The following is a 22,695-nucleotide window of genomic DNA, read 5'->3' on the forward strand; positions in this document are numbered from 1 at the left end:
GTTACATCGCGTGCCATCCGACTTACAAAACACCGAGCACTGAAACAGGCCGAGCGGATATCGTGAATTCAACGGCACGAATCGACGCGCCGCGATAACGACGAAGACGCTCATCATGGCTTCCCTGTTCACGCTCAAGCGAACCGCCCGCTGCACGCTGCTCGCGTTCGCCGCGCTGGCGACCGTGCCCACCGCATTCGCGCAAACGACCGAGGCCGCCGCCCGGCAGTCGGGCGGCGATCCGCCGAGCCGCGTCGCCCGGCTCAACTACAAGTCGGGTGCCGTGACGACGGAGCCCGCCGGCACCGATACGTGGTCGTACGCCGCCGTGAACCGGCCGCTGACCACCGGCGACCAGTTGTGGAACGATGCCGGCGCGCGCTCGGAACTGCACATCGGCTCGACCGCGGTGCGACTCGGCGAATCGACGAGCCTGTCGGTGCTCAACCTCGACGACACCACGACGCAGCTGAAGGTCGGGCTCGGCACCGTATCGACGCACGTGCGCGATCTGCCGTCCGGCGGGTCGTACGAAATCGACACGCCCAATCTCGCGCTCGGCATCTCGGGCCCGGGCGACTATCGCGTCGACGTCGCGCCGAACGGCGCGAGCACGACGGTCACCGTGCGCAGCGGCAGCGCGACCGTCTACGGCAGCAACGGGCAGTATCCGCTGTCGCCCGGACAGCAGGTCGTGTTCACCGGCACCGACCTGCAGGTCGCGCAGCAATCGGCCGCGCCGGCCCCCGATGCGCTCGACCAGTGGGCCGCCGGCCGCGATGCGGCCGAGCAGCGCTCGGTGTCGGCCCGCTACGTATCGCGCGACGTGCCCGGCTATCAGGATCTCGACGCGAACGGCACGTGGCGCGAAACCCCGAATTACGGCGAGGTCTGGGTGCCGAACGACACGCCCGCCGACTGGGCGCCGTATCACGACGGTCACTGGATCTGGCAGGCGCCGTGGGGCTGGACCTGGGTCGACGATGCGCCGTGGGGCTTCGCGCCGTATCACTACGGCCGCTGGGCCTATGTCGACGACAGCTGGGCGTGGGTGCCCGGCCCGATGGTCGTCAGCCAGCCGCCCGTCTACGCGCCGGCGCTCGTCGCCTTCGTGGGCGGCGGCGGCGGTCCCGACTGGAGCGTCGCGCTGACGGTCGGCGGCGTCGCGGCGGCCGGCTGCGCATGGTTCGCACTCGGTCCGGGCGAACCCTGGCATCCCGGCTGGGGCGGCTGGAGCCCGCATTACTACGATCGCGTGAACCGGAACATCGTGGTCAACAACGTGACGGTCAACAAGACCGTGAACGTGACGAACATCACCAACATCACGAACATCAACAAGACGTACGTGAATTTCCGCGCGCCGCATGCGATCACGGCCGTGCCGGCGTCCGCGTTCGTGCACGGCCAGCCGGTCGCGCACTTCGCGCAACGCGTCGATCCGCAGCAGTGGCGCAACGCGCACGTGATGCCGGGCACGCCCGGCATTGCGCCGGTACGGCAGAGCTTGACCGGCGGACTGCGCACGGCCAGCTACCGTCCGCCGGCGGCGCTCGGACAGCACACGTTCGTCGCGACGCGCAATCCGGCCGTGCCGGCCGCCTATCGTGACCAGGCGGCCGCGCATCTCGCCCGGCAGGGCCAGCACGTGCCGGGTGCAGGCGCACCGGTCGCGAGGACGAGCGTGCCGGCCGACTACCAGGCGCGCCCGGTCCGCGTTCCGGGCAACCCGAAAGCCGGTGCGTGGGCGATGCGCAACGTGCAGCTCGTGAATCCGCACGGTCCCGTCGTGCAACCGGCGCACGCACCACGCGACGGCCAGCCGGCACCGGCCCAGGTCGCGCGGCCTGGTGCGCCGATGCCGGTCGTGGCGAACGGCGCACGACCGACGAACGGCGAAGCCCCCAATGCGCCGCGCTTCGCCAACGGTGCGATGCCGCAGGCGCCGGGCCATCCGGCTCCGCATCAGGCGTTGAGTCCCGGAAATGGCGTCCCGCATCCGCCGGCGGCCGCCAACGAGCCGGCCGGGCGCGACAACACGCATGCGGCCGCGGCGCCCGCGCCCGCGTGGATGCAGCCGCACACGCCGATGGAGCGTCAGCGCCCGACGCCGCCGACGGCACTCCACGCAGCCGGACAGAACGCGCTGCCGCCCGTGCGCAGCGCGGCGCCGGTCCCGCATCCGGAAGCCACGCCCGGTACGCAGCCCGGCCGTCGGCAGGAAACGCCGCGCGCGTTGCCGCAACCGCGACTCGACATGACCGCGCAGATTCCGCAGCAGCGTCCGCGCCCCGATTTCGCGGCACCGGCCCAGCATGCGCAGCCGCGGCCCGAGCGGACCGCTCCGGCACCGCAACCGCGCCCCGAATTCGCGCAACCGGCACCGCGCCGCGAAGTCGCGCCGGCGCACGTGAACGAGTACCGTCCGCCCGCGCCCGCCGTGCATGACATGCCGCGACCGCAGCCGCAGGCCCCGCGCATGGAGCCGCGGCCGTCGATGCCCGCGCCGCACATGGAACCGCGGCCGTCCATGCCCGCGCCGCGCATGGAACCGCGGCCGCAACCGGCGCCGCACGTCGAGGCGCCGCACCCGGGCAATCCGCCGCCCGGCGGCCACGACGAGCGGCGCCACCAGTAACCCGACCGCTGAAACGGCAAGGCCCGACATGAAAAACCCCAAGGGTCGGATCTATGTCCAACCCTTGGGGTTCAGTTCAACCGGCGAGTGCCGGTCGGGCCTTCTTCATTCTGCCTGGCGCGGGTCGCGGGTCGCGTCACCCGCCGCCGTCGCAGGCCGGGCTCAGACCGCCATCGGCGCGGTCAGCGGCTCATGGTGACGGTAGCCGACGAGCGAGAAATCCGACGGCTCGATCTGCTCGAGCCATTCGGGCGCATAAACACCGGTCTTCGCGTAGTCCGGCACGCGCTCGGCAATTTCGAGCCGCGGGCTGTCGTACGGCTCGCGCGTGAGCTGCTGCTGCAGCATGTCGAGCTGGTTCTCGTAGATGTGCGCGTCACCGATGAAGTACGTGAACCAGCGCGGCGTGTAGCCCGTCAGCCGGCCGACGAGCGACAGCAGCGCGGCCCCTTCCGTCAGATTGAACGGCGTGCCGAGCCCGACATCGTTGCTGCGGATGTACAGGCACAGCGAAATCTCGCGCTTCGTGACGTTCGGCAGGAACTGGTACAGCAGATGGCAGGCGGGCAGCGCGATCTGGTCGAGTACGGCCGGATTCCATGCGTGAAACAGGATGCGGCGGTCGGCCGGGTTCTCCATGATCGTGTCGAGACACTGGCGCAGCTGGTCGATTGCCTTGTACAGCAGCACCTTCGGCACCCCGTCCTCGTCGAAACGCGTGACGATCCGGAAACCGCGGCGCGTCGCGTCGGCGATCTGCGCCTCGGCGCCCGCGTCGAGCACCTTGTAGCCGGGCCACTGGCGCCATTGCACGCCGTACACGTCACCCAGATCGTCGACGCCCTGGCGGTACGGGTTCGCGAGCCACTGTGCGTTGTCGTTCGCGTTCGCGTCCCACACCTTGCAGCCGAGCGCGCGGAAATCGGCCGCGCTGCGCGATGCGCGCAGGAAACCGACCAGTTCGCCGATCGCGGACTTGAACGCGAGCTTCTTGGTCGTGACCGCCGGGAAACCTTGCTGCAGGTCGAACCGCAGCATCGCACCGGGCATGCTGATGGTGCGGATGCCCGTGCGGTTCTCCTGCCAGGTGCCGGTGTCGAGGATGGTGCGAACGAGGTCGAGGTACTGTTTCATGCGGGTTCCTTCGGCCGCGAGGGCGACCGTTACCCGCCAATTCTAGCAAGCGTGATGCTGAACCTCCGGCAACGGTGCCGAAAACCCGCCCAGCGGGTCGCCGCGATCGCGCATGCCATGCGCGCACATCAGCCTGTACAGCGTGACGCGCGACACGCCCAGTTCGCGCGCCGCGTCGGCAAACCGGCCGCGGTGACGCAGCAGCGCCTGCTCGATCACCTGCCGTTCGGCCGCTTCGCGCGCCTCGGTGAGCGAGACGGGCGCCAGTACCGCGAATTCGTTGAGTTCGAGATCGGCCGCGGTAATCATCCGGCCCTCCGACATCACGATCGCGCGGCGCACGCGATTGATCAGCTCGCGCACGTTGCCCGGCCACGAATAGCCGTACAGCGCGGCGATCGCGTCCGGCGAGAAGCCGCGCAGGCGGCGATGCGCATCCCCCTTGAAACGCTCGAGCATGTGGCGCGCCAGCAGTTCGATATCCTTGCCGCGTGCGCGCAGCGGCGGCTCCTCGATCTTCAAGACGCACAGCCGATGAAACAGGTCCTCGCGGAACCGCCCTTCGCGCAGCGCCGCTTCCATGTCCACGTGCGTCGCACAGATCACGCGCACGTCGACCGGCACCGATACATGCGCGCCGAGCCGTTCGATCTTGCCTTCCTGCAGGAACCGCAGCAGGCTCGCCTGGCTCTCGAGCGGCAGGTCGCCGATCTCGTCGAGAAACAACGTGCCGCCGTTCGCGGCCTCGACCCTGCCGATCTTGCGCTGGTTCGCGCCCGTAAACGCGCCGCGCTCATAGCCGAACAGTTCGGCCTGGAGCAGCGTCGACGGAATCGCACCGCAATTGATCGCGACGAACGGCGCTTGCGCGCGCGCCGAGCGCTCGTGGATTGCCACGGCCGTCAGTTCCTTGCCGGTACCCGATTCGCCGGAGATGAACACCGGCGCATCGGTCGTCGCCACGCGCCGGATCGTCCTGAACAGCCCGAGTATCGCGTCGCAGGTGCCGACCATCTCGCCTTCGGCGCGTCCGGCACCGACGGGTGCGGCTACCGGCTCGGTCAGCGCGATCATGCCGTGCGCGTGGCCGATGGTCTCGACGATGCGCGCCGCCTCGTACGGCATCGTCACGTAGTCGAAGCAATAGTCACGAATGAGATGCCGCAGCGTCGCGTCCTGCAATTGGCCGCGCCGGGTCGCCGCGATCCAGCCGATGTGCTGGATGCTCAGACACGCTTCGAGTTCGCGCAGATCCGCGGGTCGAAAACCCGGCGAGAAATCGAGCAGGCCGGCCGTTGCCACGCCGTGCTGCACGACACGCCGCACGTCGCGTGCGCTTTCCGCAAGATCGACGCGCCACCCGCATTCGTCGAAATGCCCGCGCAACGCGTCGTTCGGCTCGCGCGAGAAGTAGATCACATGCCGCTGCTCGGCTCCCATATGCTCACCCCGTTCATCAACCGTCTAACGATTGCCGTACACGCCAAGTCGCGTGCAAAAGGATCGAACCGGGTCAGCCGAAGCGGCTCGATTCGCCATGCCGATGCGCGGCGACGACAGGCCTCGCATGATGGCGCTCATCTCGCGTCCAGTTATTTTTTTGATCAAGACAGCTTAGTTATAGGCGCCGAATACGACAAACCGATTGCAGCGCGGATGAGCGAACGGTCGAATCGCTCAGTGGTCGACGTTGATCAATCATCTGCACATAGAAACGCGCAGCGACGCGTACCTGCATCGACACACGCGCAAATTTTCATCCTTGAAGCGTATCGATTGAATCCGCAGTATTCCCGAGCCCCCTCGTTTCACGCCTGAAACATTTCCCGGCGTTTTCGATCGCAAGTCACGACGCTTCCCCGCAAATCGCAGACGCGGCAATGCGCTTCGCCCGATGGCATGCATTTCGCTGAACGCGTAACGGATCGGGAGAAGGCGGCCATGCGAACAGTTTTTTTGCAGTCTTGTGTGCAGATGACGATTGCATTCGCACTCGCCTGCCACTTCATGCCGGCACGCTCGGAAGAAAGCACGAGGCCCGAACGCGCGATGCCGCTTGCCGATAACGCGCCGCGCATGCAACAGGACCACCGCTTCCGCATCATGCCCGTCGCCGCGCCGCGAGCGCGTTCGTCAGACAAGTCGTCGGTGACGCTGTGGGACGAGCTCGTCCCGCCGGCCCGGCTGCCGATACCGATTCCTGTGGCGCTCCCCGGCAACGCGCAGCATGCGATGGAAGGAACCGCAGGGAACCGCATGCATCAATAATCCGCACATGACTCCATCATGCTGCTTAATCGATGAGGATTGAAGAATAAAATGAACGGCGCAGGTCGTTTCCTGCAGCGTCGACTTCGCGACGCGAACCGTTTTTTGTGTCCGTCCCCCGGCGGGCACTCTTTTTATTCAGGACATCACGAAGCAAAGGCCGGAAACCGCACATATGCCCGCGCATCTTCACCGGCGCGGTCTCGCGCCGCCATTCCGGTAGAATCGGCGCCATTCCGGTTCTCCTCTTCCCCCGATCTTCATGACGACGTTGACCCTGATCGTCGCGCGCGCCCGCAACGGCATCATCGGCCGCGACAACCAGTTGCCCTGGAAACTTCCCGAGGACCTCGCGTTCTTCAAGCGCACGACGATGGGCGCGCCGATCGTGATGGGCCGCAAGACCCACGAGTCGATCGGCCGCCCCTTGCCGGGCCGCCGCAATATCGTCGTCACGCGCGACGCAGCGCGCCGCTTCGACGGCTGCGACACGGTCACGTCGCTCGCCGACGCGCTCGCGCTCGCCGCGCGCGACGGCGCGCCCGAAGCATTCCTGATCGGCGGCGCACAACTCTATGCGGAAGGCCTCGCGCTCGCCGACAAGCTGGTCGTCACCGAGATCGATGCCGACTTCGACGGCGATGCGTCGTTCCCGGCGCCCGATCCCGCGCACTGGCGCGAAGTCTCGCGCGACCCGCACCAGGCCGCCACGCCCAACACGTTCGGCTATGCGTTCGTCGTGTACGAGCGCAAGCGCGGCTGACACTCGGCACGCGGCACGCGACAAAAAAGCCCGACCGGCTCATGAACACCGGTCGGGCTTTTCGTTTCCTGGCGGCCGATGCCGCGCCGCTTACTGCCCGGCGATCGTCATCTGCTCGATCAGCACCGAGCCCGTTTCCTTCGTACCGCGCACGATCGAATCCGCGCCGATCGCGACGATATGCCGGAACATCTCCTGCAGCGTGCTCGCGACGGTGATTTCCTCGACCGGATACTGGATCACGCCGTTCTCGACCCAGAAGCCGGCCGCGCCGCGTGAATAGTCGCCGGTCACGTAGTTCACGCCCTGTCCCATCAGCTCGGTCAGCAGCAGGCCCGTGCCGAGCTTCTTCAGCATCGCGTCGAAATCGTCGCCCGGCTGCGTGTTCGAGCTGCGCAGCGCGAGGTTGTGCGAGCCGCCCGCGTTGCCGGTGGTCTGCGTGCCGAGCTTGCGTGCCGAATAGGTCGACAGGAAGTAGCCTTCGACGACACCGTCGTTGACGACGCTGCGCGCACGCGTGCGCACGCCTTCCTCGTCGAACGGCGCGCTGCCCATCGCGCGCGGCACGTGCGGATCCTCGACGACCTGCACGTGCGGTGCGAACACCGGCTTGCCGAGGCTGTCGACGAGGAACGACGTCTTGCGGTACAGCGCGCCGCCGCTGACGGCCTGCACGAATGCGCCGAGCAGGCCGGCCGCGAGCGGTGCCTCGAACAGCACGGGCACCTTGCGGGTGTCGAGACGGCGCGCGCCCATCCGCGCCAGCGCACGCTCGGCCGCATAGCGCCCGACGGCTTCCGGCGCCGCGAGATCGACCGCGCTGCGCTTCGACGAATACCAGTCGTCGCGCTGCATGTGGCGGCCGGTGCCCGCGATCGGCGCGCACGCGATGTAGTGGCGCGAGTACGGGTAGCCGGCGAGGAAACCGCGCGACGTCGCGAGCACGAACTGCGAATGCTGCGCCGACACGCTCGCGCCTTCCGAGTTGCGGATCTGCGGGCTGACCGCGAACGCGGCGTCTTCCGCGCGGCGGGCGAGCTCGACGGCCTCGTCGGCCGTCAGCGCCCACGGGTGATAGAGGTCGAGGTCGCGCGGGTCGGTTTCGAGCAGTTCGGCCTCGGCGAGGCCGGCCGCGTCGTCCTCGGCCGTGAAGCGCGCGATGTTGTACGCGGCGGCGACGGTATCCTTGATCGCGGCCGGCGAGAAATCCGACGTGCTCGCGTTGCCGCGCTTCTTGCCGATGAACACCGTCACGCCGACCATCTTGTCGCGGTTGTGTTCGATCGTCTCGACCTCGCCGCGGCGCACCGACACCGACAGGCCGTCGCCTTCGGAGATTTCGGTCGCGGCGTCCGTCGCGCCGAGCGCCTTCGCATGGCGAAGGATGTCCGAGGCAATTTCTTTGAGCTGGTCCTGCGTGTGCGGGAAATAGCGCGCTTGTACGTCGAGATTGGCTGCCATCGTCGTGTTATCCGGTGGCGGGCGATCCGCCCGCATGGTCAAAATGTTGCGTATCCCGCGATCATAGCAAGGTCCGGGGCCATATACCGACAAGCTTGGGGCGTCCGCGCCGCGATACAATGCCGCCCATGACACGCAAAACCCGAATCCAGCCGATCGAGCACGCCGACGACGACGCCGGCAATGGCTACGATCGCCCCAGCAAATCCCAGTTGAAACGCGAGATGCACGCGCTGCAGGAGCTCGGCCAGGCCCTGGTCGACCTGCCGAAGGACGCGCTCAAGCGCATGCCGATGCCCGAGGACCTCGCGGACGCCGTGCGCGAGGCACGCCGGATCACCGACCACGAAGGCAAGCGCCGCCAGCTCCAGTACGTCGGCCGCGTGATGCGCTCGCTGACCGACGACGAAACGGCCGCGCTGCGCACCGCGCTCGACGCCCAGCGAGGCGTGAACAAGGCCGCGACCGCCCGCCTGCACTGGATCGAGCGTACGCGCGACCAGCTGCTCGCGAACGACGACGCGCTGACCGAGTTCCTCCGCCAGCACCCCGAAGCCGACATCCAGGAAGGCCGCACGCTGATCCGCAACGCGCGCAAGGAAGCGCAGCAAGGCAAGCCGCCGCGCTATTTCCGCGAGCTGTTCCAGTGGATCAAGACCGCCAGCGGCACCGACGAGGCGGAGGCAGACGAAGCGCCGGACGACGCCGGAGACGACCATGACGACGAAGCGTAACCACCCGGACGAACTCGTGGTCGGCCTCGTGTCGATCAGCGACCGCGCCAGCACGGGCATCTACGAGGACAAGGGCATCCCGGCACTCCAGGAATGGCTCGCCGGCGCGCTGCGCTCGCCATGGCGCGCCGAAACCCGGCTGATCCAGGACGACGCGCCGACGATCTCCGCCACGCTGGCCGAACTCGTCGACGTCGCCGGCTGCGATCTGGTGCTGACGACGGGCGGCACCGGCCCGGCGCGGCGCGACGTGACGCCGGAAGCCACGCTGGCCGTGGCGACGAAGGAAATGCCGGGATTCGGCGAACAGATGCGGCAGATCAGCCTGAATTTCGTGCCGACCGCGATCCTGTCGCGGCAGGTCGCGGTGATTCGCGAGACGGCCGACCACGCGGCGCTGATCATCAACCTGCCCGGCCAGCCGAAGTCGATCCGGGAAACGCTCGAAGGGCTGCGCGACGCCGACGGCAAGTCGACCGTGCCCGGCATTTTCGCGGCGGTGCCCTACTGCATCGACCTGATCGGCGGCCCGTACATCGAGACCGACGCCACGGTGGTCGCGGCGTTCCGGCCGAAGAGCGCGCAGCGCGCGCCACGCTGAGCGCGTGCCGGCCCGCTCAGGCGGCCGGCGCGGACTCGCCTGCCGGCGCCGACGCGGCCGGAATCAGGAAATGCTCGCGGTAGTACTTCAGTTCGTCGATCGACTCGTGGATGTCCGCGAGCGCCGTGTGCATCGCACGCTTCTGGAAGCCCTTGTAGATCGCCGGCTGCCAGCGGCGGCACAGCTCCTTGAGCGTGCTGACGTCCAGGTTGCGGTAGTGGAAGAATCGTTCGAATTCCGGCATCCAGCGCGCCATGAAGCGGCGATCCTGGCAGATCGAGTTGCCGCACATCGGCGACTTGCCGGGCGACACGTACTGCGAGAGGAACGCCTGCAACTGCGCGGCGGCGTCCGCCTCGGTCACGGTCGACGCGCGCACGCGGTCGATCAGCCCCGAACGGCCGTGCGTCGACTTGTTCCAGTCGTCCATCTTCGCGAGCGTTTCGTCGCTCTGGTGGATCGCGAACACGGGGCCTTCCACCGCGATGTCGAGCGTCGAGTTGGTCACGACGACCGCGATTTCGATGATGCGGTCGTTATCCGGGTCGAGGCCGGTCATCTCCATGTCGAGCCAGACGAGGTTCAACTCGTTGCGCACGAGCGCGGACTGGCTGGCGGAAGCGGCGGTATCGGTCATGAGTCATCCTGGAAAATGGCGGACGGCGCATGGCGCCGCCCGGGCGGCCGGCATCGCGTGAGCGGGCCCGGTCCGCAAGAACATATAATTCTCGCATAGAACCCTTTGGCGCCTTCGATGTCACCCTTTTCGTTCACCCTGCTGTTCGCGATCGCCGTGCTCGCGATGGTCGTCACCAAGCTGTGGCTCGCGTCGCGGCAGATCCGCTTCGTCGCCGCACATCGCAACAGCGTGCCCGCGCAGTTCAGCGCCACCATTCCATTGACCGCCCATCAGCGTGCGGCCGACTACACGGTCGAGCGCACCCGGCTGGCGATGTTCGAGATCGTCGTCAGCGCGGCCGTGCTGGTCGGCCTCACGCTGCTGGGTGGCGTCGGCGCCCTCGACACGCTGCTGACGGGCTGGTTCGGCCGCGGCTACGGGCAGCAGGTCGCGCTCGTCGCCGCCGTGCTCGCGATCACGAGCGTAATCGACGTGCCGTTCGAGTATTACCGCCAGTTCGGGATCGAGCAGCGGTTCGGCTTCAACCGGATGACCAAGCGCCTGTTCTTCACCGACATGCTGAAGAACACGCTGCTCGGCGCCGTGCTCGGCCTGCCGCTGCTGTTCGTCGTGCTGTGGCTGATGAACCAGGCCGGCAGCCTGTGGTGGCTGTGGACCTGGATCGTCTGGGTCGCGTTCCAGATGCTCGTGCTGCTGATCTATCCGACCTTCATCGCACCGATCTTCAACAAGTTCGAACCGCTGAAGGACGAAGCGCTGCGCACGCGCATCGAGTTGCTGATGAAACGGTGCGGCTTCGCGGCGAAGGGCCTGTTCGTGATGGACGGTAGCCGCCGTTCCGCGCACGGCAACGCGTACTTCACGGGCTTCGGCGCATCGAAGCGGATTGTCTTCTTCGACACGCTGCTCGCGCGGCTGACGGGCCAGGAAATCGAGGCCGTGCTCGCGCACGAGCTCGGCCACTTCAAGCGCCGCCACGTGATGAAGCGGATGCTCGTGTCGTTCGTGCTGAGCCTCGTGCTGCTCGCGCTGCTCGGCTGGCTCGCGCAGCGCACCTGGTTCTATACGGGGCTCGGCGTCACGCCGTCGCTCGACACGAGCAACGCGGGCGCCGCGCTCGTGCTGTTCTTCCTCGCGATCCCCGTGTTCCTGTTCTTTGCAACTCCGTTCAGCAGCCTGACGTCGCGCAAGCACGAATTCGAGGCCGACGCGTTCGCGGCCAGCCAGACCGACGCGCACGATCTCGTCAGCGCGCTCGTGAAGCTTTATGAGGACAACGCGTCGACGCTCACGCCGGACCCCGTCTACACGGCCTTCTACTACTCGCATCCGCCCGCGTCGCAGCGGATCGACCGCCTGATGCAGCACGCATGAGCCGGCCGACCTCCCGCAAGCCGGCCCCGCGCGCGTCGGGCGCGCCGCGTGTCGAAGGCCGCGTGATCGCGGCGCACGGCCGCCACTACATCGTCGCGCCCGACGACGGCGGCCCGATGCTGCAGTGCTTCCCGCGCGGCAAGAAAAGCGAGATCGCGGTCGGCGACCGCGTCGTATACGAGCAGGCGTCGGCCGACCAGGGCGTGATCGTCGAGATCGGCGAGCGGCGCAACCTGCTGTACCGCTCCGACCAGTTCAAGTCGAAGCTGTTCGCGGCCAACCTCGACCAGCTGCTGATCGTGCTCGCGACCGAGCCCTATTTCAGCGAGGACCTGCTCGGTCGCGCACTGATCGCGGCCGAAGCGAACGAACTGAAGCCGCTCGTCGTGCTGAACAAGATCGACGTCGAGGCCGCGCTGCCGGTCGCCCGCGAGCGCCTCGCGCCCTACCGCGCGCTCGGCTACGACGTGCTCGAGCTGTCGGTGAAGGGCGCGCCCGACGATGCGCGTGCGCAGCTGATGCCGCATCTGGCCGGCCATTCGACCATCCTGCTCGGCCAGTCCGGGATGGGCAAGTCGACGCTCGTGAACCTGCTCGTGCCCGATGCCGAGGCCGCGACCCGCGAAATCTCGGCCGCGCTCAACAGCGGCCGCCACACGACGACGTTCACGCGCCTCTACCCGCTCGACGGCGGCGGCGCGCTGATCGATTCGCCGGGTTTCCAGGAATTCGGCCTCTACCACCTGACGGAAGGCCGCCTCGAGCGCGCGTTCCCGGAATTCCGCCCGCTGCTCGCGGACTGCCGTTTCTATAATTGCCATCATCTGCACGAGCCGGGCTGCGCGATTCTCGAGGCCGTCGCCGACGGCCGAATTGCACCGTCGAGGCATGCGCTTTACGCGCAGCTCGTGCACGAGGCAAGCCAGATCGTCCGCTGACCGCGCGGCGGGCAGAAGGCGGCCGGTGCCCCGCCCGGCCTTCACCGACAGGAGCCGCGATGCGTTTCAAGGCCCCCGATCTCGCCACCGCGCAGCATTGGGCGAACGTGCTGCAGGTGGCCGGCATCGGCTGCGAGTTGCACAACTGCTACGCGACCGGTGCGCTCGGCGGCCTGCCCGCCGACGCGTGCACGCCCGAGCTGTGGCTCGACGACGAGCGCGACGATGCGCTCGCGCGGCGGCTTCTCGATGCCGCGTCACACGGCCCGTCGGCCGGCGCCGCGCCGTGGCGCTGCCGTCAGTGCGGCGAGGCGCTCGAGGCCCAGTTCACCGCCTGCTGGCAATGTGGCGCCATACGCGATCCGCTCGACGACTGAGCGACTGGCCCGACGCACAGCAAAAAGGCCGGCATGAAGCCGGCCTTTTCGTTTCATCGCGCACTGCGCTGCCGCGTCACGATACCCAGACGGCCAGCGTCAGCATCAACAGCAGGATCATCCACAGGATCACGGCGCGCCACACCAGGCCGACTGCGGACTGCAGCGTGCGCGGCGTGCAATCGTCACCGACCGTCAACGGACCGCTGTCGCCGACCGCCAGCGCGTCGAGGCTCGATGGTTCCGCGAGCGGCCCCGCGAGGCGCGCGCCGAGCGCGCCGCTACCGGCCGCGAGCAGCACGCCGTCGTTCGGGTCGGGCCACTGACGCGTGTGATTGCGCCACGCGTAGATTGCATCCTCGAAGTTGCCGACGATCGCGAAACCGAGCGCGGTCAGCCGCGACGGAATCCAGTCGATCACGAAGAACGCGCGCTGCGCGAACGTCGAGAACGCGGCCGTGCGATCGTCGCCCGGCGTCGACCAGCTGCGCGCGAGATATTCGGAGATGCGGTACAGCACGGCGCCGGCCGGACCGATCGGCAGCACGTACCAGAAGAACACGCCGAACACGTGACGATGCGACGCAACGACCGCATGAATCAGCGTATGACGGACGATTTCGCCGACCGGCATGTCGACCGTGTCGAGGCCCGTCCACTCGTGCAGGATTTCACGCGCGCGCGGCACGTCGTCGTTGTTGAGCGCGAGATGGATATCGGTGAAGTAGTGGCTGAACTGGCGAAAACCGAGCGTGAAATACACGACGGCGACGTTCCAGATGAACGCCAGCACGAAGCTCACCTTGTACAGCAGGAAGTAGATCAGCGCGACGATCAACACCCACGGCAGCACGACCGCGAGCCATGCGAGCACGCCATGCTTTTGCTTGCCGGCGTCGAGGCCATGCGCGACGGTTTCCGCGTGAAACTGGAACAGCGCGAACACCGGATTGCTCGGCGACAACGCGCGGACCTGTTCGATGATGAGAGCGAGGAGAACCGAAAAGAAAGTCATGCGTGCGCCGTCTTCGGAGTTATGTCATTTTTTGCATAACGATAGCACAGCGTAAGCGACGCATGGCTGACGATGCGATCGCCCGGCGGCCGGCCGCGCGCGCCACACAGCGCGGGAGGTCAGCCGGCTGCCAAAAAGCGGTAGAGATTGCGCAACATGCCGGCAGTTGCGCCCCAGATGAAGTAATGCCCGGCTGATTCGCCACTGGGATAGGGCATCGCAAAAAAACGACGCTCGCCGCCTTCCCAGCGGAACACGCGCACCTGGTGGTTCGCGGGGCTCATCAGGAACGCGAGCGGCACCTCGAAAATCTCGGCGACTTCGAACGTGTCGGCCTGCACGGTGAACGGCGGATGCACGAGCGCCACGACGGGCGTCACGCAGAAACCGGTCCCCGTCAGGTAGTCGGGCAGCGCACCGAGAATCTCCACCGGCTCGGCGGCCAGTCCGATTTCTTCCTTCGCCTCGCGCAACGCGGTTGCCGTCGCATCGCGATCGAACGGCTCGCGACGGCCGCCGGGGAAGCTGATCTGCCCGGCATGGTCGTTCAGGTGATCGGCGCGCTGGGTCAGCAGCACGGTGAGGCCGCTCTCGCGAACGACGAGCGGGATGAGGACGGCGGCGCTGCGCGGGTCGACGCCCTCCTGCAGCCGCGCCTCGCCGGGCTCGACGCTCCATTCGAGCGTGCGCGCAAAACGCTCGCGCAGCCCGGGCGGCGTCATCAGGCGGGACTCGATCGACGGCAGGCCCGCGCCGGTGCCTTCAACCGGCAGCACTTCGGGATCAATAATGGGGCGGCGATTCAATGGGGCTCTCGTGTTCGTGACATAACGAGCATATTGTCGCGCCAGAATGAAAAAAGCACCCGGGTGGGTGCTTTTTCCTTACAGCTCTTACTCTTGGGAAGCTGCTGCGGCGCGATCCTTCGACACCAGCTTTTCCTTGATACGAGCCGACTTGCCCGAACGCTCGCGCAGGTAGTACAGCTTCGCACGACGCACATCACCGCGACGCTTCACGACGATGCTCGCCAGCAGCGGCGAGTACGTCTGGAACGTACGCTCGACGCCTTCGCCCGACGAGATCTTGCGGACGATGAAGTTCGAGTTCAGGCCGCGGTTGCGAATCGCGATCACGACGCCTTCGTAAGCCTGAACGCGCTTGCGGTTACCTTCAACCACGTTCACGTTCACGATCACCGTGTCGCCCGGGGCGAAATCGGGGATCGTCTTGCCGGCGAGCGCGCGCTCGATCTCTTCCTGCTCAAGTTTTGCGATCAGATTCATTACTGACTCCTTATGCCATCTTGTCGGCGTTTGCACCCGCCCGTTTCCAGGCCTGGCCCCGATAGAGGATGGATTCACATCAGGCACCGCACACACATGCACGGCACCGCCATTTCCCGTCCGCGACGCCGCCTCAGGAGGCGTTCTTCGCTTCGCGTGCGAGGTTCGCAAGCCACGCCTCGTCGGCACGACTCAGCAACTTCTCGCGGCGCGCCCGGACGATCAGGTCCGGCCGCTTCCGCAACGTATTCTTCAATGCTTCCTGCCGCCGCCACTTCTCGATCTCGGCATGATGCCCGCCGAGCAGCACGTCCGGCACACGCATTCCCTCGTATTCCTCGGGGCGCGTGTAATGCGGGCAATCGAGCAGCCCGTCGGCGAAGCTGTCCTGCACGGCCGACTGCGCATCGTTCAGCACGCCGGGCAACAGGCGCACGACGGCATCCATCATCGCCATCGCCGGCAGTTCGCCGCCGGACAGAACGAAATCGCCGAGGCTGATTTCCTCGTCGACACAACGGTCGAGCAGACGCTGATCGATCGCCTCGTAGCGACCGCACAGCACGATGACACCGGGCTCCTGCGCCATCCGCACCGCACGTTCGTGCGTGAACGGCGCACCTTGCGGCGACATCATCACCACCCGCGTGCTCGCGACGCCCTGCTCCGCCTGCGCGGCTTTCGCAGCACCGATCGCGGCCTCGAGCGGCCTGGCCAGCATCACCATGCCCGGACCGCCGCCGTACGGACGATCGTCGACCGTGCGGTAGTTGTCCGTCGTGAAATCACGCGGATTCCAGGTGCGCAGCCCGAAGCGCTCCTGCTTCACGGCCCGGCTGGTGATTCCCCAGTCGGTCAGCGCGCGGAACATTTCGGGAAAGAGCGTGACGACGTCGAACTGCACCGCGCTCTCCGTAACCTGGTTCATTAGTAATCGGCTTCCCAGTCGACGACGATGCGACGTGCCGCCTGATCCACCGTCTTGACGTAGACGCCGACGAACGGAATCAGCCGCTCGTCGGTGGTCGGCCGACCATCCTTGCCGACTGCCGGATACTCGACGCGCATGATCGAATGCACGCCGTTGTCGATCATCCCGCTCACCGTCCCGAGCGCCACCGATTGCTCGTTGACGACCTCGAGGCCGATCAGGTCGACCCAATAGAATTCGTCCGCGGCCAATGCCGGGAAATCTTCCCGGCGCACGAACACGCGAAAGCCGCGCAAAGCCAGTGCGGCATCGCGGTCGCTGACACCCGCGGTATGCGCGACGACCGTGTCGCCGTGCGTCTTCGACTGCAGGATGCGAGCGGACAACCGCTCCCCACCCCGTTCCAGCCACCAGCGGCGCGCCGTGAGCAGCGCATCGCCGCCGCGACCGGCGTCGGCATGCGTCGCCACCTTGACCCAGCCTTTCAGGCCGTAGGCGTCGACTACTGCCCCGACCTCGACAGCATCGTCGGGCCAGGCTTGCACCGCTTCAAGACTGCCCTGCTCGGCAGCCGTACCGGCGCTCGCGACAGTGTCGCGCTCGACCGGCTTGCGGACGAATGCGCCAAACGACGCTCGCCCGCGCCTTGCGTTACCGGAATCGTGACCGGACATCAATGCTCCTTGCAGCCGGCACGACCGGCACACCGCGCCATGTTAGGCAGCCGGTTGCGCCTTTTGCGCTTCCTTCACGAGACGCTGGACGGTCGGCGACAGCTGCGCGCCAACGCCTTGCCAGTACGTCAGGCGGTCCTGAGCGATACGCAGCGATTCGCCCTTCGTAGCGACCGGGTTGTAGAAGCCGACGCGCTCGATGAAGCGGCCGTCACGACGGTTGCGCGAATCGGTAGCAACGATGTTGTAGAACGGGCGCTTCTTCGAGCCGCCGCGAGCCAGACGGATGATAACCATATGAAATCCTTCGGGAAAACCGGGTTCGAAACTACTGAAACGTGCGATTATAGCCGGAAACCAAAGCCACAACAAACACTTACGCGCAAAAATTCCGCAGACGCCCTGTTCGCCGGGCATACAATCGTCGCGTCCACGACGCTTCCCGCCGCCATGCCGCTATTTCGCGTCACCCCGGCGCGCCGCGCGCAGCACCGCCTCGCAGGCTTGCTGACCGGCCTCGTCACCTGTTTCGCATCCGCCGCGGCTTGCGCCGCGCCACCGGTGGACGAACTCGTCGTGCCGCCCGGCTTCCATGTCGACGTGCTGACCAATGCCGTGCCGACCGCGCGTGAAATGGCGTGGTCGCCGCGCGGCATCCTGTATGTCGGCTCGCAGGAAGGCCGCGTGCATGCCTTCGTGATGCAGGAGGGCCGGATCACTGCCCGCCATGTAATCGCGTCGGGGCTCGACACGCCCGTCGGCGTCGCATATCGCGACGGCGCCCTCTATATCTCCGCCGTGTCGCGCATCCTGCGCCTCGACCACATCGACGACCGGCTCGCCAGGCCGCCCGCGCCGGCGGTCGTGACGGACGCGCTGCCGACCGATCATCATCACGGCTGGAAATTCATCGCGTTCGGCCCCGACGGCAAGCTCTACGTGCCGGTCGGCGCACCGTGCAACGTCTGCCTCGCCGATCGCAGCCGATATGCGATCATCGCACGCATGCACGCCGACGGCAGCAACCGCGAAGTATTTGCCCGCGGCGTGCGCAATACCGTCGGCTTCGCGTGGCACCCCGATTCGGGCGAGCTATGGTTCACCGACAACGGGCGCGACATGATGGGCGACGACGTGCCCGACGACAAGCTGAACCGTGCGCCGCGCGCGGGCCTCGATTTCGGCTTCCCGTACTGCCATGGCGGCGGCACGCCCGACCCCGAATTCGGGAGCCCCGACGTGTGCCGGCGCTACGCGCCGCCCGCGCTGAAACTCGGCGCGCACGTCGCGGCGCTCGGCATGCGCTTCTATACGGGGCCGATGTTTCCGGCGTCGTATCGCAACAACATCTTCATTGCCGAGCACGGTTCGTGGAATCGCAGCACGAAGGTCGGCTACCGCGTGATGCGCGCTGTCGTGTCGGCCGACGGCAGTCATACGCGCCAGACGCCGTTCATCACGGGCTGGCTGCGCGCGGACGGCAGCGTGTGGGGACGCCCGGCCGACGTACTGCCGCTACCGGACGGCTCGCTGCTCGTCAGCGACGACTACGCGGGCGTCATCTACCGTGTCACCTATGCGGCACCTTGACGCAGCCGAGGGGTGACCGGCCCCGACCGGGCATCGTAGAATGCGTGCCGGGCCCGAGCGCCCTGCGCCGGCCTGCCGGCCGCCCATGCCACCGATAATCCGCCGCCACCCATGTCCAGCAGCACCGCATCGCCCCGCCGCTTCCGCTCCAAGACGCTCACCGCCGCCCTCGCGTTCCTGTTCGGTTCGCTCGGCGCGCACCGCTTCTACCTGTACGGCTTGCGCGACGTGTACGGCTGGGCGCACCTGCTCGCGACGATCGTCGGGATCCCGGGTTTCCTGCTGCTCGCCGCGACCCAGCGCAGTGCCGGCCTCGGCTGGTGGCTCGCCGTGCCGGGTGCGATCTCGCTGCTGGCCGCGTTCCTCGCCGCGCTCGTCTACGGCCTGCGCCCCGACGAGAAATGGGACGCGCAATTCAATGCCGACACGGGCAAGCACAGCCGGTCAGGCTGGACGGTGATCTTCATCGTGATCTTCTCGCTGCTGATTGGCGCGTTCCTGCTGATGACCGCGCTCGCGCTGTCGTTCCAGACGTATTTCGAGTCGCAAGTCGAAGCGGCGAAGCAAATCTCGCAATAAGCTGCCGACGCGGGTCGGTCAGAACAGACTCAACTGCACGTCGTCGCGCGAGTTCGCGCCAGTTGCGCCCGCCAACGCGCGCTGCGCGGCCGCCCCGGCCGCCGGCGCACCGCGAAACTGCGACAGATCCAGAATGCCGTTCCTGCGCTCGTTCAACCCGAGCCGCTTCACGGCCTGACGGAAACGCTGCCGCAACAGGTCGGCCCAGATCCCCTCGCCCTTCATCCGTTTCGAGAAATCCGAGTCGTAGTCCTTCCCGCCGCGCATGTCGCGCACGCGATTCATCACGCGCTCCGCTCGATCGGGGAAATGCGCGGCAAGCCAGTTCTTGAACAGTGGCGCGACCTCCCACGGCAGCCGCAGGATGATGTAGCTCGCGTGCGTCGCGCCGGCTTCCGCACAGGCTTCCAGCACACGCTCCATGTCCGGCTCGGTGACGAACGGGATCATCGGTGCAATGCTCACACCCACCGGCACGCCCGCGTCGCGCAGTGCGCGGATCGTACGCAGCCGGCGCGCCGGAGTCGCCGCACGCGGCTCGAGCGTGCGCGCGAGATCGGCGTCGAGCGTCGTGATCGTGACTGCGGCCATCACCTGCCCGCGCTCGGCCATCGGGGCCAGCAGATCCAGATCGCGCTCGATCAGCGACGATTTCGTGATCGCGGCGAACGGCAGCCCGTAATCGTGCATCACCTGGATCACGCTGCGCGTGATGCGCAGATCGCGCTCGACGGGCTGGTATGCATCGGTGTTGACGCCGAGCGCGATCGGCTCCGGCACGTAGCGCTTGCGCGAAATCTCGCGCTCGAGCAGTTCGGCCGCGTTGACCTTCGCGTAGATGCGACTCTCGAAATCGAGCCCCGGCGACAGGCCGAGATAGCTATGGGTCGGCCGTGCGAAGCAGTAGATGCAGCCATGCTCGCAGCCGCGATACGGATTGAGCGACACGCTGAACGGAATGTCCGGCGACTGGTTGTGCGTCAGGATGCTCTTTGCGCGCTCCTCGAACACCTGGGTGCGCAGCGGAGCAGGCAGATCGGCGTCGTCCGATTCGTGCGTCCAGCCGTCGTCGACCGCTTCGCGCAGCGCCGTTTCGTACCGCCCCTGGAGATTGTCGACCGCACCGCGCCCCTTGCGGGGCGCCGGCGGCGCTATCGGAAATTCGTTGTCGGATCGACCGTCCATGTGCTCACCCATTCGCCTGCACCCAATACTGTATATTTATACAGTATTGGGTGCAGCATGCCAAGGGCGAGATAGCGGAGCCGGCAGCGGGCCCCCGCCGCGCTCATTCGCCGACCGAAATCGTCAGCGTCTCCTTGATTTCCTCCATCACGACATAGCTCTTCGACTGCACCGCGCCGGGAAGTTGCAGCAGGATGTCGCCGAGCAGCTTGCGATAGTCGGCCATTTCGCCGATCCGCGCCTTGATCAGGTAATCGAAGTCGCCGGACACGAGATGACATTCGAGCACCTCGTCGATCTTCATCACTTCGCGGCGGAACTGCTCGAACATGTTGCCGCCCTTGTGACCGAGCGTGATCTCGACGAACACCAGCAGCGCGGCATCCAGCTGGTGAGGATCGACGCGTGCGTGGTAGCCGGTGATCACGCCGTCGCGCTCCATGCGCCGCACGCGCTCGATGCACGGCGTGACGGTCAGTCCGACCTGTTCCGCGAGGTCCTTCATCGCCATCCGGCCGTCGTCCTGGAGCAGTTTCAGGATGCGCCGGTCGAGCTTGTCGAGCGAGCGTACTGGCTGGCGTTGCGTTCTCATTTGTTTATGCTGAAAACCTGAAAAATACGATAACAAAACCTACACATTCGACAATACCATAGCGCAAAAAACTAGATCAGCTAGAGGTTACACGGAGACGCAGGTGCGCCCGGCCTCGACCTGATCCCTTCCATCTGGAGCAGCTATGCGAGTCGTCATTCTGGGCAGCGGTGTGGTGGGCGTGGCAAGCGCGTATTACCTCGCGCGCGCCGGTCATGAAGTCACGGTGATCGACCGGGAAGCCGGCCCGGCGCTCGAGACGAGCTTCGCAAACGCAGGTCAGATCTCGCCCGGCTATGCGGCGCCGTGGGCCGCGCCCGGCGTGCCGCTGAAGGCCGTCAAGTGGATGTTCGAGAAGCACGCGCCGCTCGCGATCCGCCTCGACGGCACGCGCTTCCAGCTCCAGTGGATGTGGCAGATGCTGCGCAACTGCACGGCCGAGCGCTATGCGGTCAACAAGGGCCGCATGGTCCGCCTTGCCGAATACAGCCGCGATTGCCTGCAGGCGCTGCGCGCCGACACGGGCATCGAGTACGAAGGGCGCACGGGCGGCACGCTGCAACTGTTCCGCACGCAACAGCAACTCGATGGCGCGGCGAAGGACATCGCGGTGCTGCAGGAAGCGAACGTGCCGTTCGAACTGCTGTCGCCGGCCGAACTGAAAAATGCCGAACCGGCGCTCGCCGCCGTGTCGCACAAGCTGACCGGCGGCCTGCGCCTGCCCGGCGACGAAACGGGCGACTGCCAGCTGTTCACGACGCGCCTCGCGGCGCTCGCGGAATCGCTCGGCGTGAAGTTCCGCTACAACACGCCGATCGACGCGCTCGCGATCGCGGGCGGCAAGATCGCCGGCGTGCAGTGCGGCAGCGAGACGGTGCGTGCGGATGCGTACGTCGTCGCGCTCGGCTCGTACTCGACCCGCTTCGTCTCGAACCTGATGAAGATTCCGGTCTATCCGCTGAAGGGCTATTCGATCACCGCGCCGATCGTCGATGAGGCGGCCGCACCCGTGTCGACGGTGCTCGACGAAACCTACAAGATCGCGATCACGCGTTTCGACCAGCGCATCCGTGTCGGCGGCATGGCGGAGATCGTCGGTTTCGACAAGAACCTGCGCGCAGCGCGCCGCGAAACGCTGGAAATGTGCGTGAACGACCTGTTCCCGGGCGGCGGCGACACGTCGAAGGCAACCTTCTGGACGGGCCTGCGCCCGATGACGCCGGACGGCACGCCGATCGTCGGCCGCACGCCGGTCTCGAACCTGTTCCTGAACACCGGCCACGGCACGCTCGGCTGGACGATGTCGTGCGGATCGGGCCAGTTGCTCGCCGACCTGATCTCGGGCAAGAAGCCGGCGATCCAGGCCGACGACCTGTCGGTGCATCGCTACCTGAAGGACGTGGCCGGCCAGACGCGCCCGGCATACGCATAAGTCGGGACGGCCCGCGGCGACGCAGGCCGGTCGGTATCAGTGGAGAAGGCGCCCGTCAGGGCGCCTTTTTCGTTTCAGCGCATGCGATACCGGCTCGGAAAGGGGCTTGCGTCAACGCGCACGCGCGTTGCCCCTTCGCTCCGGCGATCGATGCTTCGATCCAATCTGCTCGCACAAAAACTGTTCCGTACGGCATGGTGCGATGGCGATGCGCTGCATCGAAGACAGATGCGTCCCCGCCCCTTCTGCCATTGCACAAAAAAAGGGGCGCTCATCGCGCCCCTTGTCGTACGACTTGCTGCCGAAGCATCAAGTCACGCAGCGTCAGCCCAGCTCGTTCACGAGCTCCGGCACGAGCGCGAACAGATCGCCGACGAGGCCGTAGTCGGCCACGCTGAAGATCGGTGCTTCCGGATCCTTGTTGATCGCGACGATCACCTTCGAATCCTTCATGCCGGCCAGATGCTGGATCGCACCCGAGAT

The 22,695-nt window shown here is 66.8% G+C and carries 25 protein-coding genes and 1 pseudogene; 12 read left to right on the top strand and 14 right to left on the bottom strand.

The features are described from left to right. Window positions 1–115 precede the first annotated feature (115 nt). Window positions 116–2,638, top strand: coding sequence for a DUF6600 domain-containing protein (locus DIE16_RS15200; RefSeq protein ID WP_124892578.1), 2,523 nt, complete (start codon window positions 116–118; stop codon window positions 2,636–2,638). Window positions 2,639–2,800: 162 nt separating this feature from the next. Here the strand turns inward: DIE16_RS15200 and DIE16_RS15205 are convergent, their stop codons facing one another. Beyond that, entirely contained in the window at window positions 2,801–3,772 is a 972-nt protein-coding gene (locus DIE16_RS15205; RefSeq protein ID WP_044844804.1) for a thymidylate synthase, read from the bottom strand. Window positions 3,773–3,814: 42 nt separating this feature from the next. After that, a complete protein-coding gene (locus DIE16_RS15210; RefSeq protein ID WP_124487481.1) occupies window positions 3,815–5,212 on the bottom strand; it encodes a sigma-54 dependent transcriptional regulator in 1,398 nt (465 codons plus the stop codon). On the opposite strand from DIE16_RS15210, the gene DIE16_RS36605 reads away from it, so the two are divergent. Both DIE16_RS36605 and DIE16_RS15215 read left to right on the top strand, forming a co-directional pair. After that, window positions 5,192–5,590 carry a hypothetical protein gene (locus tag DIE16_RS36605; RefSeq protein WP_185641329.1) on the top strand — a complete coding sequence of 133 codons (399 nt, stop codon included), beginning with the start codon at window positions 5,192–5,194 and terminating at the stop codon, window positions 5,588–5,590. The genes DIE16_RS15210 and DIE16_RS36605 overlap by 21 nt on opposite strands. 123 nt (window positions 5,591–5,713) lie before the next feature. Continuing rightward, window positions 5,714–6,040 carry a hypothetical protein gene (locus DIE16_RS15215; protein ID WP_124487482.1) on the top strand — a complete coding sequence of 109 codons (327 nt, stop codon included), beginning with the start codon at window positions 5,714–5,716 and terminating at the stop codon, window positions 6,038–6,040. Window positions 6,041–6,065: 25 nt separating this feature from the next. Here DIE16_RS15215 and DIE16_RS15220 read toward each other — a convergent pair whose 3' ends face one another. Then, window positions 6,066–6,275, bottom strand: coding sequence for a hypothetical protein (locus DIE16_RS15220; RefSeq protein ID WP_124892579.1), 210 nt, complete (start codon window positions 6,273–6,275; stop codon window positions 6,066–6,068). A 27-nt stretch (window positions 6,276–6,302) separates the two neighbouring features. Between DIE16_RS15220 and DIE16_RS15225 the strand changes: the two genes are divergently transcribed. Further along, window positions 6,303–6,803 (top strand): dihydrofolate reductase, encoded by a 501-nt coding sequence (locus DIE16_RS15225; RefSeq protein ID WP_044844807.1) that lies wholly within the window; start codon window positions 6,303–6,305, stop codon window positions 6,801–6,803. Window positions 6,804–6,893: 90 nt separating this feature from the next. On the opposite strand, the gene pmbA is transcribed toward DIE16_RS15225, so the two are convergent. Continuing rightward, window positions 6,894–8,264: a metalloprotease PmbA gene (pmbA, locus tag DIE16_RS15230; RefSeq protein WP_044844808.1), complete on the bottom strand. Its 1,371-nt coding sequence runs from the start codon at window positions 8,262–8,264 to the stop codon at window positions 6,894–6,896. Between the two features lie 128 nt (window positions 8,265–8,392). On the opposite strand from pmbA, the gene yjgA reads away from it, so the two are divergent. Together yjgA and mog are read left to right on the top strand one after the other, a co-directional pair. Then, on the top strand, window positions 8,393–8,998 hold the full coding sequence (yjgA, locus tag DIE16_RS15235; protein WP_311766850.1) for a ribosome biogenesis factor YjgA: 606 nt from the start codon (window positions 8,393–8,395) through the stop codon (window positions 8,996–8,998). Continuing rightward, the gene (gene mog / locus DIE16_RS15240) at window positions 8,982–9,599 is read left to right on the top strand and encodes a molybdopterin adenylyltransferase (RefSeq protein WP_124892581.1); all 618 of its coding nucleotides are present in this window, start codon (window positions 8,982–8,984) and stop codon (window positions 9,597–9,599) included. Before yjgA ends, mog begins: the two co-directional genes overlap by 17 nt. Before the next feature lie 16 nt (window positions 9,600–9,615). Here the strand turns inward: mog and orn are convergent, their stop codons facing one another. Further along, a complete protein-coding gene (gene orn, locus DIE16_RS15245) occupies window positions 9,616–10,236 on the bottom strand; it encodes an oligoribonuclease (RefSeq protein WP_124487484.1) in 621 nt (206 codons plus the stop codon). Between the two features lie 117 nt (window positions 10,237–10,353). Between orn and DIE16_RS15250 the strand changes: the two genes are divergently transcribed. The 3 genes from DIE16_RS15250 to DIE16_RS15260 are packed head-to-tail and all read left to right on the top strand — an operon-like array spanning window position 10,354 to window position 12,928. After that, on the top strand, window positions 10,354–11,613 hold the full coding sequence (locus tag DIE16_RS15250; RefSeq protein WP_124487485.1) for a M48 family metallopeptidase: 1,260 nt from the start codon (window positions 10,354–10,356) through the stop codon (window positions 11,611–11,613). After that, window positions 11,610–12,551 carry a ribosome small subunit-dependent GTPase A gene (gene rsgA / locus DIE16_RS15255; RefSeq protein ID WP_040143718.1) on the top strand — a complete coding sequence of 314 codons (942 nt, stop codon included), beginning with the start codon at window positions 11,610–11,612 and terminating at the stop codon, window positions 12,549–12,551. The genes DIE16_RS15250 and rsgA overlap by 4 nt, the downstream gene beginning before the upstream one ends. A gap of 59 nt (window positions 12,552–12,610) precedes the next feature. After that, entirely contained in the window at window positions 12,611–12,928 is a 318-nt protein-coding gene (locus DIE16_RS15260; protein WP_044844812.1) for a putative signal transducing protein, read from the top strand. 76 nt (window positions 12,929–13,004) lie between these two features. Here the strand turns inward: DIE16_RS15260 and DIE16_RS15265 are convergent, their stop codons facing one another. From DIE16_RS15265 to rpsP, 6 genes are all read right to left on the bottom strand, one after another. After that, window positions 13,005–13,943, bottom strand: a complete 939-nt coding sequence (locus DIE16_RS15265) for a CobD/CbiB family protein (RefSeq protein WP_044844813.1) — start codon at window positions 13,941–13,943, stop codon at window positions 13,005–13,007. Window positions 13,944–14,062: 119 nt separating this feature from the next. Beyond that, window positions 14,063–14,749, bottom strand: a complete 687-nt coding sequence (locus DIE16_RS15270) for a CoA pyrophosphatase (protein ID WP_044844814.1) — start codon at window positions 14,747–14,749, stop codon at window positions 14,063–14,065. Window positions 14,750–14,836: 87 nt separating this feature from the next. Further along, window positions 14,837–15,229 carry a 50S ribosomal protein L19 gene (gene rplS, locus DIE16_RS15275; protein ID WP_006486838.1) on the bottom strand — a complete coding sequence of 131 codons (393 nt, stop codon included), beginning with the start codon at window positions 15,227–15,229 and terminating at the stop codon, window positions 14,837–14,839. A gap of 133 nt (window positions 15,230–15,362) precedes the next feature. After that, window positions 15,363–16,157 carry a tRNA (guanosine(37)-N1)-methyltransferase TrmD gene (trmD, locus tag DIE16_RS15280; RefSeq protein WP_124487488.1) on the bottom strand — a complete coding sequence of 265 codons (795 nt, stop codon included), beginning with the start codon at window positions 16,155–16,157 and terminating at the stop codon, window positions 15,363–15,365. Further along, window positions 16,157–16,834: a ribosome maturation factor RimM gene (gene rimM / locus DIE16_RS15285; RefSeq protein ID WP_124487489.1), complete on the bottom strand. Its 678-nt coding sequence runs from the start codon at window positions 16,832–16,834 to the stop codon at window positions 16,157–16,159. The genes trmD and rimM overlap by 1 nt, the downstream gene beginning before the upstream one ends. Before the next feature lie 42 nt (window positions 16,835–16,876). Further along, window positions 16,877–17,131, bottom strand: a complete 255-nt coding sequence (gene rpsP / locus DIE16_RS15290; protein WP_006476550.1) for a 30S ribosomal protein S16 — start codon at window positions 17,129–17,131, stop codon at window positions 16,877–16,879. A 153-nt stretch (window positions 17,132–17,284) separates the two neighbouring features. Between rpsP and DIE16_RS15295 the strand changes: the two genes are divergently transcribed. Both DIE16_RS15295 and DIE16_RS15300 read left to right on the top strand, forming a co-directional pair. Continuing rightward, entirely contained in the window at window positions 17,285–18,424 is a 1,140-nt protein-coding gene (locus tag DIE16_RS15295) for a sorbosone dehydrogenase family protein (RefSeq protein WP_124892583.1), read from the top strand. Between the two features lie 111 nt (window positions 18,425–18,535). Beyond that, the gene (locus DIE16_RS15300) at window positions 18,536–19,003 is read left to right on the top strand and encodes an NINE protein (RefSeq protein ID WP_044844818.1); all 468 of its coding nucleotides are present in this window, start codon (window positions 18,536–18,538) and stop codon (window positions 19,001–19,003) included. 18 nt (window positions 19,004–19,021) lie between these two features. Here the strand turns inward: DIE16_RS15300 and DIE16_RS15305 are convergent, their stop codons facing one another. Together DIE16_RS15305 and DIE16_RS15310 are read right to left on the bottom strand one after the other, a co-directional pair. Further along, window positions 19,022–20,200, bottom strand: coding sequence for a PA0069 family radical SAM protein (locus DIE16_RS15305; RefSeq protein ID WP_124892584.1), 1,179 nt, complete (start codon window positions 20,198–20,200; stop codon window positions 19,022–19,024). A 91-nt stretch (window positions 20,201–20,291) separates the two neighbouring features. Then, window positions 20,292–20,780: an Lrp/AsnC ligand binding domain-containing protein gene (locus tag DIE16_RS15310; protein WP_044844820.1), complete on the bottom strand. Its 489-nt coding sequence runs from the start codon at window positions 20,778–20,780 to the stop codon at window positions 20,292–20,294. A gap of 145 nt (window positions 20,781–20,925) precedes the next feature. Between DIE16_RS15310 and DIE16_RS15315 the strand changes: the two genes are divergently transcribed. Further along, on the top strand, window positions 20,926–22,212 hold the full coding sequence (locus tag DIE16_RS15315; protein ID WP_124521932.1) for a D-amino acid dehydrogenase: 1,287 nt from the start codon (window positions 20,926–20,928) through the stop codon (window positions 22,210–22,212). A gap of 324 nt (window positions 22,213–22,536) precedes the next feature. On the opposite strand, the pseudogene DIE16_RS15320 reads toward DIE16_RS15315, so the two are convergent. After that, window positions 22,537–22,695: pseudogene (locus DIE16_RS15320) on the bottom strand (electron transfer flavoprotein subunit alpha/FixB family protein); the annotation flags it as partial.

The organism is Burkholderia sp. Bp9090 (genome assembly GCF_003857985.1).
Taxonomy (GTDB): Bacteria; Pseudomonadota; Gammaproteobacteria; order Burkholderiales; family Burkholderiaceae; genus Burkholderia.